The sequence below is a fragment of the Mesorhizobium sp. WSM4871 genome, from assembly GCF_055811295.1.
Map to the genome: position 1 here is coordinate 1 of NZ_JBVVPU010000019.1, position 13,760 is coordinate 13,760.

At 58.4% G+C, this 13,760-nt stretch carries 10 protein-coding genes and 4 pseudogenes; 9 read left to right on the top strand and 5 right to left on the bottom strand.

Going from position 1 to position 13,760, the window contains the following annotated elements:
• Window positions 1-151 precede the first annotated feature (151 nt).
• The 3 genes and pseudogenes from AC0L2H_RS29310 to AC0L2H_RS29320 all read right to left on the bottom strand — a co-directional run.
• Window positions 152-310 (bottom strand): hypothetical protein, encoded by a 159-nt coding sequence (locus AC0L2H_RS29310; protein WP_155249074.1) that lies wholly within the window; start codon window positions 308-310, stop codon window positions 152-154.
• Window positions 311-344: 34 nt separating this feature from the next.
• Window positions 345-509, bottom strand: a complete 165-nt coding sequence (locus AC0L2H_RS29315; RefSeq protein ID WP_155249075.1) for a hypothetical protein — start codon at window positions 507-509, stop codon at window positions 345-347.
• 392 nt (window positions 510-901) lie between these two features.
• Window positions 902-1,102: pseudogene (locus AC0L2H_RS29320) on the bottom strand (DDE-type integrase/transposase/recombinase); the annotation flags it as partial.
• A 17-nt stretch (window positions 1,103-1,119) separates the two neighbouring features.
• Here AC0L2H_RS29320 and AC0L2H_RS29325 point away from each other — a divergent pair.
• The 9 genes and pseudogenes from AC0L2H_RS29325 to AC0L2H_RS29365 all read left to right on the top strand — a co-directional run.
• A pseudogene (locus AC0L2H_RS29325) lies at window positions 1,120-1,580 on the top strand (hypothetical protein); the annotation flags it as partial.
• Window positions 1,581-1,873: 293 nt separating this feature from the next.
• Complete coding sequence (gene ubiM / locus AC0L2H_RS29330) at window positions 1,874-3,055, top strand: 5-demethoxyubiquinol-8 5-hydroxylase UbiM (RefSeq protein WP_027046515.1); 1,182 nt, start codon at window positions 1,874-1,876, stop codon at window positions 3,053-3,055.
• Window positions 3,056-4,104: 1,049 nt separating this feature from the next.
• On the top strand, window positions 4,105-4,719 hold the full coding sequence (gene nodS, locus AC0L2H_RS29335) for a nodulation methyltransferase NodS (protein WP_019856454.1): 615 nt from the start codon (window positions 4,105-4,107) through the stop codon (window positions 4,717-4,719).
• Between the two features lie 788 nt (window positions 4,720-5,507).
• Complete coding sequence (locus AC0L2H_RS29340; protein ID WP_027046516.1) at window positions 5,508-6,101, top strand: NodA family N-acyltransferase; 594 nt, start codon at window positions 5,508-5,510, stop codon at window positions 6,099-6,101.
• 55 nt (window positions 6,102-6,156) lie between these two features.
• On the top strand, window positions 6,157-7,431 hold the full coding sequence (nodC, locus tag AC0L2H_RS29345; protein WP_019856455.1) for a chitooligosaccharide synthase NodC: 1,275 nt from the start codon (window positions 6,157-6,159) through the stop codon (window positions 7,429-7,431).
• Between the two features lie 49 nt (window positions 7,432-7,480).
• The gene (nodI, locus tag AC0L2H_RS29350; protein ID WP_019856456.1) at window positions 7,481-8,503 is read left to right on the top strand and encodes a nodulation factor ABC transporter ATP-binding protein NodI; all 1,023 of its coding nucleotides are present in this window, start codon (window positions 7,481-7,483) and stop codon (window positions 8,501-8,503) included.
• 3 nt (window positions 8,504-8,506) lie between these two features.
• The gene (locus tag AC0L2H_RS29355; RefSeq protein ID WP_019856457.1) at window positions 8,507-9,295 is read left to right on the top strand and encodes an ABC transporter permease; all 789 of its coding nucleotides are present in this window, start codon (window positions 8,507-8,509) and stop codon (window positions 9,293-9,295) included.
• 265 nt (window positions 9,296-9,560) lie between these two features.
• Window positions 9,561-11,582: a carbamoyltransferase family protein gene (locus tag AC0L2H_RS29360; RefSeq protein WP_027046517.1), complete on the top strand. Its 2,022-nt coding sequence runs from the start codon at window positions 9,561-9,563 to the stop codon at window positions 11,580-11,582.
• 213 nt (window positions 11,583-11,795) lie between these two features.
• Window positions 11,796-13,010, top strand: a complete 1,215-nt coding sequence (locus AC0L2H_RS29365; RefSeq protein WP_019856459.1) for a glycosyltransferase family protein — start codon at window positions 11,796-11,798, stop codon at window positions 13,008-13,010.
• A 325-nt stretch (window positions 13,011-13,335) separates the two neighbouring features.
• On the opposite strand, the pseudogene AC0L2H_RS29370 reads toward AC0L2H_RS29365, so the two are convergent.
• Window positions 13,336-13,440 (bottom strand): annotated as a pseudogene (locus AC0L2H_RS29370) (transposase domain-containing protein); the annotation flags it as partial.
• 145 nt (window positions 13,441-13,585) lie between these two features.
• A pseudogene (locus tag AC0L2H_RS29375) lies at window positions 13,586-13,715 on the bottom strand (IS66 family transposase); the annotation flags it as partial.
• Between the last annotated feature and the right edge of the window lie 45 nt (window positions 13,716-13,760).

Consider the following 13,760-nt stretch of genomic DNA (forward strand, 5'->3'; position numbering starts at 1 on the left):
CCACAGAGAGCACAACCACCTTGTAGATGGCCAAAGATCGCCCTGATCGGCGAGAGAGGATGCTCTCTGCGGTGTAGCAGGCTATTTCAGAAGAAAGGGGAACTGCTGATCTATCTTCAGTATGAAGCATTTGTCTGGTTGGTACTTACGTTCAATGTTTCTGGCGTACTATCGCTTCCCCTACGCTTGCAGCTACAAAGGCTATCAGCGTAACAGCTGCCCAAATTAGTTGCCAAAACCCTCCTGAAATTGCTGAAGCCTCTTCAGGAGTCAATTCGGTCACATCATAAGACGACAGGTCTGATTTCATTGCTTTACTTTCCTATCTCAAATGTGAGGGTGAATCAGTGGATTTTTTCGTCGAGGATTTTTGCACCTATACAAACAAGCGCAAGGCCTAACGTCCCCAAAATCGCGAAAGCTATTGCCCAAAACATCCCTCCCGCAATTTTAGATGCTTCTTCGGGAGCCAATTCGGTCACACCATAAGCTGACATTTCCGACTTCATTGGTTTCTCCTTTCCTAGAACTCAAGATAAGAGGATGAATCAGTAGTGCACGGTCAGCGGCGTGTGCCGCCGCATAACGAGAACATCAAGAGACGTGCCAACTGCACAGGAAACCTGTGAACGGCGCTTATTGCCTTTGATTCAATCGCTTAATTGAGAGCGCGGCCGCACGCCGGGCCGAACATCGCCGTGTCGCGAACTCGACAAACCCGCCAACAGAGATGACCAAGTCCTGCTCGTCGGGAGAGGATGCGCTCTGCGATGGCAGGACATGGCGTTGTCACGTCGTTTGAAATGTGCCCGCGGGAGGCCGACACCGCGCTTTTCAGGCAGGCCGTGCACCCACGGCTTCCCACGCGGCCATTGCCTGGCGTCGATGGATCCGAATTTGTGTGCGAGCGGTGTTCCACGTTCGGCATGATCTGGCGTTGGGCCGCCCTGTAGGAGCGCAATTTTATCGGTGATCATACGCTTTGGCGGCAGACCCCCTTCTTCAGAGATCGCGTCAGCAGGCGCCTGGCGGCCTTGGTGTTGCGACACGTCTGGACAATCTCGTCGCGCACATATCCGTCTTGATCAACTGCTCTCCACACTTCGCCCGGTGCACGCCTTCGATCGCCGTCTCGAATTCCTGGCCGGTGAGCATGCGCAGGCAGAGGCCCGCTTCGGCCCCCCTTGCTCAGCGACCATTATCTCGAACGCAGCCTTATGCCAGGCAGCGCTCGCCATACAGCGCGACCTGCTGCTGCTCGACATCGCCCAGCATAATCTGGGGGCACAGGCGAAACTGATCACCACACGCGTCTGGTGGAGCTTTCCGACCGGCCAGGCTTGCGACGCCGACAAGAACCGTGCCTCGCTCGGCTTCCATATGGGCACCGAGCCTTTGCGCACGCCACGGCTGATGATGGAGTCGGCTTCGGTGTCCCGCCGCCCTCGCGCCGGCGTTTCCATGGCGAGCCGGTCATTGCTGATCTCGCAAAAGTCCTGAAACAGCCTTCCCTAGACGCGCCTGGTTCTCCCTGGGGCTGGCTGGCGCCATGGCGTCGTCATGGGTCAGCTGGCGCATGACTGTTGCGCCTCGACTGACCCAGATCAAGGCCATGCCTTTGTCGGCGTGGTTTGATCGATCAGTCCTACAAGGGAAAACGCATGGGCTGACCGACAGCCTGCTCGTCGCTCCCAACGTCTTGACAATCCAGACCATATGGCGGGCAAATGACGCTTCACCGGCCAGGAACCGACGTGAGAAACGCGCTTGAGACGATGCGGCGGGCGCTGGATCGCAGCGCAATCGATGCACGACCTGCGGCTCGATTCCAGCAGCATCTCACCAAGATAGCCGACGAGCTGGCGGCATGCTGATGGCCGGCTTTGACGACAGCTTCGACATCATCGTCGTTGGCGCCGGGCCGGTCGGACTTTCCTTCGCCGCATCGCTTGCCCACAGCGAGCTCAAACTGGCGGTTGTCGAGGGGCAGTCCCTGGAAAGACTGGCAAGTCCGGCTTTCGACGGTCGCGAGATCGCGCTCACCCACGCCTCGATTGGGATCCTTCGCGAGCTCGGCGCCTGGGATGTTATCCCGGCTTCGGACAAGTCACCGCTTCAAGGCGCACGCGTCCTCAACGGATCGAGTCCTTTTGCGCTGTGTTTCGATTCTCCCGGCGGATCCGCGGAACCACTGGGCGTTCTGGTCCCGAATTGCCGGATCCGCGATGCCCTGTTCAAGATCATCCGCTTGCAGGGCCATGCCCGGCTGCTGTGCGGCCACTCGGTCGTGCGTGCAACAAACAGCCGCGAGGGAGCAGTCATAACGCTCTCCAATGGCAGGCGGCTGACCGCTCGGCTTCTCGTTGCCGCGGATTCGCGTTTTTCCGCCACCCGCGATCTGCTCGGCATCGGCGCCGATATCAATCGGCTTGGCAACTCGATGCTGATTTGCCGGGTGAGGCACGAGCGCCCCCACCACCAGATCGCGATCGAATGGTTCAATCACCATCAGACGGTAGCGATGTTGCCCCTCGCGAAAGGCGTGTCGTCGCTGCTTTTGACTTTGCCCTCTAACGAGGCCGACGGACTGCTTGCCCTTGACGACGAGTTGTTCCTGATGGAGTTGACGAAGCGCTGTCGAGGCCGCCTCGGCAATATGAGCCTGGCAAGCCAACGCCATATCTATCCGTTGGTCACGACCTGGGCGCACAGGTTCCGGGCGCCGGGCGCCGCATTGATCGGCGACGCTGCCGTCGGCATGCACCCGGTCACCGCGCATGGCTTCAACATCGGCCTCGGCGGCCAGAGGCAGCTCGCCCGTGGTATCCTGACAGCGTGGCGCGACCGTCGCGACATTGCCGATCCCGACATGCTGCACAGATATGAAAGGCGACTGCGCCTGTCGGCGGCGCCGCTCTATCATGCTACGAATATTCTCGTCGGACTCTACTCAAGCGAGAATCCGGCGGCACGGCTTGCAAGGCATGTGGGGCTGCGCCTCGGCCAACATCTTCCCTTTGTCCGTCATGGCATTGCGGCCATGCTGAGGCGGTGAACCCCAGTCACCATAGTGTCAGCATCAGCGTGCCGCGCTTTCGCCCATCCAGGGGAGGAAGGCGTCATGCTCTTCACTGGGATCGTCGATTCCGCGCAGCCGCGACCGCTCACATCGAACCACACTCGCCCGCCTGCTACGTGATCTGCTCTTTCAAGCGTTCGTGCCGCATACGGCGCAGGCTGGTGATATTCTGCCTTCATCGGTCGTGCCTGCCCAACAAGGCGACCGAGCAGCCGGCATACACGGCACAAAACGAGGTGGGCGGCCGAACGAACCCACACCTGTCCACCGCCCGAATCGGAAGCAGCGATCCACAGTATAGCGCGGCGATCTGGGAGAGACCTGCGCGACAATCAGCATGATAATTTGCCCGTGACCGCGCCCTGAGAGTCTCATCCAGATTGTCGCGCAGGTCTCTCCCAGATCGCCGCACCACAGCATGGATCAGACTGCGGCGGTCCTCCGGCCACTCCTCCACAAACTCGATCGCGTCTGCGACATTGACAATCTCCTGCACAAGGTAGGATCCATGCTTGATGAAGATGGCGTTGCTGAATGCCGCGAGCCTCTTCCGTCGCGGGTCATCAGCGTGTCAATCGCCGCGTGTGTGCGCAATTCCCGCGCGCCGCAATGCGTTTGTCGGCCAGTGCCACACAGGCGCGGACCCAGCCACGCCCAATTCCGCCTTCGATGTGCTTGGGGCGTGGATGGCTGTCATCCAAACAATCAATTTTGCCAATCCTGCCGGCCCTAATAGGAGGGTGACCGAAATCAACTGCCTCGGCCCGCAAGTACGTCCGACGAAAAAGCCTGAGCACCAACCACCTAGCCCCAAAGGAGCAACAGAATGCAACGATCCGAAGGCAGTGGAAATTGCTGCCGGGACGTTCTTCCTCATCGGTGTCTATGTCGCGCGTCCAACCGACTCGCGTTTTGACATCGGGTCTCACGAACGACCCCGCTTCTCAGAATTAGCGTGCCCGGGCCCCGACCCTACCGACATTTGACGGCATTTGCAGCGCCGGTGATTGCTGCATTGGCTAGGTGTGAATTTGACCCATAAAATCGATCATGAACTGTTGAATCGAGAAATGGCCGCAGACGATCCATGGCGGCTCGATGGCAACCCGTTCGAGCGGGAGCGCCACACCCAAATTCTCCGGTTGTCACTTGCGCAAGGTCCAGTCGCAAATGCGCTCGAAGTCGGGTGCGCTGCCGGCGCCTTTACGGAGCGGCTAGCCCCCCTTTGCCAGCGGCTCACTGTGATCGATGTCGTGGAGCCTGCGATTACGCGAGCACGTTTACGCATGAAGGAGGCGCCGCACATCAGCTGGGTAATCTCCGATGTTCAACAGTTTTCGAGTGATGAGCTGTTCGACCTGATCATCGTTGCGGAGGTTCTTTACTACGTCGGAGACCTCGTTCAGATCCGCGCGGCAGTCCGCAACTTGGTAGGCCTGCTTGCGCCAGGCGGGCATCTGGTTTTCGGGTCGGCACGTGACGCCAATTGCCAACGCTGGGGGCACGCTGCTGGTGCAGAGACCACCATCGCCATGCTGAACGAAGCGTTGACCGAGATCGAGTGCATCGAGTGCCGGGGCGCGTCGATCAATGAAGACTGCCTGCTGGCCCTCTTCCGAAAGCCGATTTCCGCTTCCTGATGAAACACTTGGAGACCCTGTGCGCTTCTGTGGTGTCAAGCACCCAATATGGGGACGTATAAGAGCGCCTGATTGCAACAAGTTAGCTGGATCCAATCGAGAATCAGAACGCTGATGCCTTCTTTGGCACCGTCGTCGGCACGCACATCATCTGCAAGCTGGCCCGGGACCGTGCAGGTCGCGCCCAGAACCCAAACGAGATCGGCGTGGTCGTTGTGTCGAACGAAGTCGGGGATTTTCGAAAGAACGTCCTTTCACGGCAGGTCGTCAGTATAGAGCTCGAAGCGACCGCGCCTTCAAAGGCGGACTTGCCGTCGACCCGCGCTGATCACCGCTGCTGGCAAGCCAGAACGGAATGCCGGTAATTGCATTGAGGGTGGCGGCGATCAGCCCCTCGAAACCTTTTTCGCTCGTGGGCTTAAGTTCGGAAAGCTGCGCGAATCGTGCGTCAACGGTCCCCGCATTTGCCGACGTCTAACAGTCGGGCCCATCCTCCACTTGATCGCTGCTTCGGCACGAGGCGCAGCCACGCTGCTGGCGGCCGCTCTTGAGGCAGGTTTTGTCACCGACAGCTGCCATCGGTGTCGTCGCTTTATCGGGCCGATCGAGCACGACCAGAGGTCCAGATCAACGCATGGTTTTAACATCCACAGCGTGGATGCTCGCGATCTAAACAATCAATTTTACCAATCCGGGCGGGTCGTTCATTAACCGCCCACCTGACATGCACCGCCGCTGCTCTACCGCGTGAGGTGCACAAAAGAACCCGAAAAAGAGGAAGTCTTCGCATGCGCAATGACGTGCAGTGGAGGTTGTGCTGGGAAAATGAATTGCAGCTTTCCGATCACCTCGAACTCTCTGAGTTCTTACGGAAGACCTATGAGCCGACCGGAGCCTTTAATGGAAAGCAATTCGCAGGCGGTCGGAGCTGGGCCGGTGCAAGGCCGGAGGTCCGCGCAATCGGCTATGATGTGCACGGGGTAGCGGCTCACTTGGGGCTGCTGCGCCGATACATCAAAGTTGGCGACGCTGATCAGCTTGTCGCTGAACTCGGTCTATATGGGGTGCGTCCGGATCTTGAGGGGCTGGGAATCGCCCATTCGATTAGCGTGATGTATCCAGTGCTGCAGCAGCTTGGCGTTCCATTCGCTTTCGGCACGGTTCGGCAAGCGCTCCGGAACCATGTTGGGAGGTTCTGCCGGAAAGGCTTGGCGAACATTTTGACAGGCGTTCGCGTGCGTTCAACCCTCCCGGAGGTGTACCCCGATCTGCCTCCCACGCGAGTGGACGACGACGTACTCCTCATGGTGCTCCCAATTGGACGCTCGATGAGCGAGTGGCCGGCCGGCACTTTGATCGATCGGAACGGTCCAGAGCTATGAACGCGGATTTGTTATCCGCTCGCTTCCTCAAATTCACAGAAAAATCTGACATCTCATGAACCTGTTTGCCACAGCCAGTACGGTTGCCATCTGCTCTTATGCGCTGCTGTCGACCGTTTATAAAACCGCGCAGGTGTTTTATACCCTGCCTACAAACGTAGCGCCGACGTCGGGCGACCCGGCCGGCGGTGAGCCTTGGCCGAGCGTCGATGTCATTATCCCGTCCTACAACGAGGCGCCTCGCACCCTGTCCGACTGCCTGGCATCCATTGCAAGTCAGGAATACGCCGGAAAACTGCAGGTCTATGTTGTTGATGACGGTTCTGCAAACCGCGATGCCCTCGTAGGTGTACAAGAGGAATACGGGCACGACCCGAGGTTCAACTTCATTGCGCTCCCAAAGAATGTCGGAAAGCGAAAGGCGCAGATTGCCGCGGTTCGCCGCTCGTGCGGCGATTTGGTGCTCAATGTAGATTCGGACACGATACTCGCGCCGGACGTCGTCACAAGGCTTGCGCTAAAGATGCAAGATCAAGCGATCGGCGCGGCCATGGGCCAGTTGGCGGCTAGCAACCGCAGTGAAACTTGGCTGACGCGGTTGATCGACATGGAGTACTGGCTCGCCTGCAACGAAGAGCGGGCTGCACAGGCTCGATTCGGTGCCGTCATGTGTTGCTGCGGACCGTGTGCCATGTACCGGCGATCCGCGCTTCTTTCGGTGCTGGATCAATACGAGACGCAACGCTTTCGAGGGAAGCCGAGCGACTTCGGTGAGGATCGCCACCTCACGATCCTTATGCTGAAAGCAGGCTTCCGAACCGAGTATGTCCCGGAGGCCGTCGCGGCAACAGTCGTTCCCGACAGGATAGGTCCCTATCTGCGTCAACAACTTCGCTGGGCCCGGAGCACTTTCCGTGACACGCTGCTATCACTCCACCTGCTGCGCGGCCTTAATATTTATCTCACATTGGACGTGATTGGCCAGAACCTTGGCCCATTATTGCTCTCTTTGTCGGTCCTGGCGGGGCTCGCGCAATTCGTAACGACAGGTACTGTGCCTTGGACGGCATGCCTGACGCTTGCAGCCATGACCATAGTTCGCTGCAGCGTGGCAGCGTTTCGTGCGCGCCAACTTCGATTTCTCGGATTCTCGCTCCACACACTCATCAACATCTCTCTCTTGCTCCCATTGAAAGCATACGCGCTGTGTACATTGAGCAATAGCGATTGGCTGTCGCGAAGCTCTGCGACCAAGGTGCCAGACATCGGCGGCGCGCTTTCAAAGCCGACCTTGGTAGGATCCGAAGCAACTTACAGCGAACAGCAATAGTCACGTGATCTCAGGCGGAAGAGTTTTGAGCCAGGACCAGAAAGATCAAGTGTTGATGCGCGAGTTGGACCCTAAGGATTTGCGGCGGCCCGAGACTGGTCAGATCGAACGGGAGTCTCACGAGCAATCAAGCGCGAAAAGCTCCGTGTCTGACTCTGCCTCGACCGTGGCGGTCGATTTTACAGGCGTAACCAAGTCGTATGGGAACAAGGTCGTCGTCGACGAACTGTCGTTCACCGTTGCGTCGGGAGAATGTTTCGGCCTCCTCGGACCAAACGGCGCGGGCAAAAGCACGATTGCGCGTATGCTTCTCGGAATGACATGCCCTGACGCGGGCACGATCACGGTGCTCGGCCTCCCGGTGCCGGCACGCGCTCGGCTGGCGCGCAGGGGCATTGGCGTGGTCCCGCAATTCGACAATCTTGACCAGGAATTCACCGTACGCGAGAACCTGCTGGTGTTCGGGCGCTACTTCGGCATGAGCACACGCGAGGCCGAAGCGGTCATCCCGTCGCTTCTCGAGTTCGCTCGCCTCGAGCGCAAGGCGGATGCGCGCGTCTCGGAATTGTCCGGCGGCATGAAGCGATGCCTGACGATGGCGCGGGCGTTGATCAACGACCCCCAGCTCATTGTGATGGATGAGCCGACCACCGGCCTTGATCCGCACGCGCGCCACTTGATCTGGGAGCGGCTGCGCGCCCTGTTGGCCCGCGGCAAGACGATTATCCTGACGACGCATTTCATGGAAGAGGCTGAGCGATTATGCGATCGGCTGTGCGTGCTCGAAAAGGGTCGCAATATCGCCGAAGGCCTCCCGCAGGCGTTGATCAACGAGCATATCGGATGCCAGGTCATGGAGATTTACGGCGGCGATCCCCACGAGTTGCAATCGCTGGTCAAGCCGCATTCTCAGCGCATCGAGGTGAGCGGCGAAACCCTTTATTGCTATGCGCCAGACCCTGAGCAGGTGCGCACGCAACTGCACGGGCGAGCAGGTCTGCGCCTTCTTCTGCGTCCAGCCAATCTCGAGGATGTTTTCTTGCGGCTGACCGGGCGCGAGATGGAGGAGTGAGCCATGATTGAAGCTTATGCGGCGGCGTTGCCGGCCAATGCGTGGAACTGGGTTGCGGTGTGGCGCCGCAACTATCTGGCATGGAAGAAAGTCGCACTCGTGTCGATTCTCGGTAACCTTGCCGATCCTATGATCTACCTTTTCGGCCTCGGCACCGGCCTCGGCATAATGGTCGGCCGCGTCGACGGTGCGTCGTATATAGCCTTTTTGGCAGCCGGCATGGTCGCGGTAAGTGCGATGACCGCCGCAACCCTCGAAACATTGTACGCGGCTTTCGCTCGCATGCACTCTCAGCGCACTTGGGAAGCGATGCTGTATACGCACGTTACCCTCGGCGACATCGTTCTGGGTGAACTCGCGTGGGCAGCCACCAAGGCCTTCTTGGCCGGTACGGCAATCACCATTGTCACCGCAACGTTGGGTTATGCAGCCTGGCCGTCCGTCCTCTATGCGCTGCCAATCATTGCTCTCACTGGGTGCGTATTTGCGAGCCTCGCGATGATCGTCACCGCGCTTTCACCCAGCTTCGATTACTTCGTGTTTTACCAGACGCTTGTCCTCACACCTATGCTGTTCCTGTCGGGCGCCGTTTTCCCATTGAATCAGCTGCCTGACGCCTTTCAGCAGATAGCGCGATGCATGCCGCTATCACATTCGATCGACCTCATTCGCCCGGTTATGCTTGATCGCCCGATCGGCGGCATCGCCCTGCATGTCGGTGTGCTCGCCCTGTACGCGCTATTGCCATTCTTCCTCTCAATGGCGCTGTTGCGCCGCCGACTAATGCGCTGACGCGAAAGAGCGGGAGATAAACATGCGCTACGGACTCCGTGCGGCAAACGACATCGCCAACAGAAATCGGCATGCCACGGAGGGTGTTCGGAGGCATCCACTCAATCTCTCAACGTCTCATGTTGATCCCGGCGAAAGAGAATTTCTTCGAGGTTGTGATGTCTGCTGGCGTTCGCCGCGGCGAACGACAACGCAGCCTGTGTTTTTGATCAAACGGCCTTGAGAGAGGCCAATTCAGTCTTCTGTACGATAAATGGAGAGCAAGATGCTGTGTCTAGGATTGAGCGGCGGATTAGACAAAGTCTATGAAAACAGATTCCAGGTTCCGAACACATTCATGCACGATGGCGCTGCGGTGCTCGTCCGAGACGGACAGGTCATCGCGGCCGTAGAAGAGGAGCGCCTCAATCGGATCAAACACTCCAACAAGCTCCCAATCAGTTCGGTTCAGTACTGTCTTTCAGCCGCTGGGGTTCAGCTCAGTGAAATCGATCATGTGGCGTTCTACGCTACCGAAGCCTATTGCAACGCAATGCTCGAAAACATGCTTGCTTCCCAGCCGGACACCTCCATTCCGTTGGATGCTAAACTGTTGGTGCAGAAGCTGTTGGCGCAGGAGTTCGGTAGCGAGCTCGACGCTTCGCGTATCTCATTCGTAAGTCATCATCAGGCGCACGCCGTGAGTGCTTTTGCAATGTCGGGCTTCGAGCAAAGTCTGATTTTCGCGATTGATGGCTCTGGTGATTTCCTGTCGGGGCTCGTGGCGGTTGGATCTGGCACTGGAATTGCCCAACTCGCGACTTTCCCAGAGAACAATTCCCTTGGGCAGTTTTATCTCGAGACGATCCGGTATCTCGGCTACGGCTTGTTCGATGAATATAAGGTGATGGGGCTCGCCCCCTACGGCGATCCCGTTCCCTATCGCGAGCTTTTCGAGCAGTTCTATGAACTCTCTGCAAACGGCGAGTATCGCGTCCACCTCGACCGCATCGGTCCGACTTTGCTTCGCAGCATTCAGGTCCGGCAAAAGGGAATGCCATTCACCCAGCAGCATAAGGATGTGAGTGCGTCCTTGCAGGAAGCGCTCGAACGCATCGTGTTTCACATTCTTCGGCATCATCGTGAGGCCACCGGGATGACGCGGTTGTGCCTGGCCGGCGGCGTTGCGCACAATTGCTCCATGAACGGCAAGCTGCTCTATTCAGGACTTTTCGAAGACATCTTCGTGCAGCCCGCATCGCATGACGCTGGCTGCGCATTAGGCGCTGCACTAATCGTGTCTGAAGAGCTGGGCCGCCCCGCGCCGCGTGCGCGATTGCAGGAGGTTTATTGGGGGCCGGATCTCGCGAGCGATCACGCTGTCGAAGAGGAACTAACGGCATGGGCGGGGCACCTGGAGTTTGAACGCACGGAGGAGGTGGCGGATCGGGCAGCCGAGTGGATGGCCGGTGGCGCCGTGATCGGCTGGGTGCAAGGTCGTTCGGAGTTCGGGCCGCGCGCGCTCGGAAATCGCAGCATTCTTGCCGACCCCAGGCCCGCCACGAACAAGGACCGGATCAACGCTATGGTCAAGAAGCGGGAAGGGTATCGCCCGTTCGCCCCATCAGTGCTGGAGGAGGATGCGCGCGAATTTTTCGACCTCCCAGGTAGTGCGTGCGAATTTCCCTTCATGAATTTCGTGGTTCGCGTGCGCGACTCCAAGCGCGGTTTGCTCGGCGCCATCACGCATGTCGACGGTACGGCTCGGCTGCAGACAGTATCGCGCAAGGCCAGTCCGGCCTACTGGGACGTCATCAATGCCTTCAAGCAGCGGACAGGCATCCCAATTCTGCTCAATACGTCCTTTAACAACAATGCCGAGCCCATCGTAGATTCAGTTGCAGACTCGATTGCCACGTTCCTGACGACAGAGTTGGATGGACTTGTGGTCGGGCCGTTCCTCGTGAAAAAACGGGCCGCAACGCTGCAGGATTGGACTGCGCTCGCGGTTTCATTGCCGCCTTATGTATCCCTTCACAAGGTCCGCGCTTACACGGCGCTCGATCGCCAGGAGACCGTCTGCGAAATCCGCACGGATCACTCCAGCCGTGACGGCGTGCGTATTTCCCATGACTTGTTCGATCTGCTGACGCGGATCGAAGGCGAAGCCGTGCTCGCGGATCTCCTCGATACAATTACGCTGGATCAGGCCCAGCGCGAGGCTCTCACAGGAGAGCTGCGAAGGTTGTGGGAGCAGCGCCGCGTTCGCATGCATCCCCCACACGCCGCTCGCGTCCAACAAACCTGATGCCAAACGCTGGACAACAGATGGCAGCTGCCGAAACACCGGTCTGCATCTTCATATGACGGTCTCCAAGGCAAGCGGTGCCGAGATTCGGTTCAACATGAAATATCCGATCTTCGGCCCGCCTATCCTCGGCTTCTGATTGCGCTGGCGCTGTCACTGACTCTGCTGATGTTAGTCCGGAAAGCAGCCGCTTTTGGAAGATTCGGCGTATCGATGGCGAGGCTGCGCGAAGGGTCGCTGGTCATAATGTTCTTGCATCAATTCTTTCAGTTTTCGCTCGGCGATTTTGGTGTCTCCAACGAGGCGCTCATCATCGTCGTCGCTGTTTCCGGGCCGCTCGCGATTTATCTCGTGCTGAAAATATCCGCGTGGCTATCACCGTGGTTCCTTGGCAACGGTGGGCGCGCGCAAGGTCGTCTAATTGGCCAACTCCGCAACGGGGTTGCCTGGCGCGTCGCCAAGTATGAGCAGGAGGCAACTGGCTTTGTGAAGCCGTACATCGCCCTTGCCTTGATTGCGCTGCGCTGGCGATTGAGACGAAAGGCCCGCCCGCATGGCTTGGCTGGTGATTTGATTGTCTCCTTGACCTCTTACCCCGCGCGTTTCCCGACACTGCATCTGACGCTGCGTTGTCTTCTGTCGCAGACGGTTGCACCGGACCGAGTCATTCTGTGGATCGCTGTCGAGGACGCCGCGCAGTTGCCCGCCGAGGTGACAGACCTCAAACGACATGGTCTCGAGATACGCCTTTGCCGGGACCTTCGCTCGTATAAGAAAATTATTCCGGCGCTGCTGGCATTTCCAAAAACCTACATCGTCACTGCAGATGACGATGTCTATTATTCGCGCACATGGCTGGAGGAACTTGTCGAAGGAGCCGGCGAAAAGACAGTCGTTTGCCAGCGAGCCCACTCGGTTGCGCTCGATGATGCGGAACGCATTCAGCCTTACAGCAAATGGTCATACGACGTCGCTGAACCGGCGGGAATGATTTTCCCCACCGGCGTCGGTGGAGTGCTTTACGGCCCCAAAGCGCTGTCGCCGGAGGTTGTGGATGAGGACATGTTCGCCAAACTCTGTCCTCAAGGCGATGACATCTGGCTGTTCTGGATGGGCCGGCGCGTCGGGAGCACGTACATCAAGACCAATCGCAAATGGGTCGAATTTCAGTGGAAGGGATCCCAGAGCTCTGCCTTGCATTTGAGCAATGTCGGGGCTGGCGGAAATGATGAGCAAATCGGCAGAATGATGAGCCACTATGGCTTGCCTGCCGCCAAGGGGCTTTCGCCGGATGAGTTGAAGCGGCTACCGTTCAGCGCCGAAGAAATGGTCGCCAGGATCCAGAAAGAGATTGACGAGAAGGGCATCCTCACAGCCGATGAAAGCCGGCTTTTGTGGACCCAAAGCAGCGAGCGTCCTTCCAAATAGAACAGTGCGCGCACTGCAATTTACGTCATTAAGGACGGCCAGATCGGCAGTCAGTATCAATGGTATAACGATCGTCAATGCGCCTCTCACCTGATTAGGGAAGTAACTCGCCCGGCGGTCCCAGCTGGAGCGCGTCATTCCTGGCGAACCAGTGCCCAGCGCTGCAGGTCTGTGGAACTAGAAGACCACCAGATCTTCGGCATACCCTTTATGCAGACCAACAGCCGGTACCGCCATGCATCAGCCGGCATCCCGGTGAACACGTCGAACACGGTGCGTAACCGCTGTTCTCAGGCCACGGCCTTGAGCGGCATAGGCCTGTAGGCCAAGGCAGCAGATCGTTGATCTGGCTTTGTGGATGGCCGGCGACGATCCGGGCGATCACGTCAGCGAGGTAGGTGTGTGGCTCGCCGCCGTTGAGCTTGGCGGTTTATGCCGACCGCCGAACTATGCCGATTCGTTTGGTCGAGATCGTTCGGCCTTTGAGCGTTCGTATGGCTTCAGCTTGGCAAGTTCGGATTCCTTCAGCTCAAGATGTGCGTGGAGATAGTCAGCGTCGTTTCCATTGCCTCACAGGCGAACAACTGCCCCGCTTTGGTCCGTCTCCGCCCGAATCAAGCACAGGCACAGTGGTCTCGTCCGCGATAGCTTGTCTGAAGCCTTCAGCCGCCCGAACAGCCGCTCATGCACAGCGTGAAGCAGGAAATACGACGGTCTCTTTTTTCTGGCCGCAAATCGAGCGGGTGCCCT

Excerpts from the sequence above, each read along its gene's own strand:
- AC0L2H_RS29310 (WP_155249074.1), bottom strand. The coding sequence starts at position 310 with ATGAAATCAGACCTGTCGTCTTATGATGTGACCGAATTGACTCCTGAA.
- AC0L2H_RS29315 (WP_155249075.1), bottom strand. The coding sequence starts at position 509 with ATGAAGTCGGAAATGTCAGCTTATGGTGTGACCGAATTGGCTCCCGAA.
- ubiM (WP_027046515.1), top strand. The coding sequence starts at position 1,874 with ATGGCCGGCTTTGACGACAGCTTCGACATCATCGTCGTTGGCGCCGGG.
- AC0L2H_RS29340 (WP_027046516.1), top strand. The coding sequence starts at position 5,508 with ATGCGCAATGACGTGCAGTGGAGGTTGTGCTGGGAAAATGAATTGCAG.
- nodC (WP_019856455.1), top strand. The coding sequence starts at position 6,157 with ATGAACCTGTTTGCCACAGCCAGTACGGTTGCCATCTGCTCTTATGCG.
- AC0L2H_RS29355 (WP_019856457.1), top strand. The coding sequence starts at position 8,507 with ATGATTGAAGCTTATGCGGCGGCGTTGCCGGCCAATGCGTGGAACTGG.
- AC0L2H_RS29360 (WP_027046517.1), top strand. The coding sequence starts at position 9,561 with ATGCTGTGTCTAGGATTGAGCGGCGGATTAGACAAAGTCTATGAAAAC.
- AC0L2H_RS29365 (WP_019856459.1), top strand. The coding sequence starts at position 11,796 with ATGGCGAGGCTGCGCGAAGGGTCGCTGGTCATAATGTTCTTGCATCAA.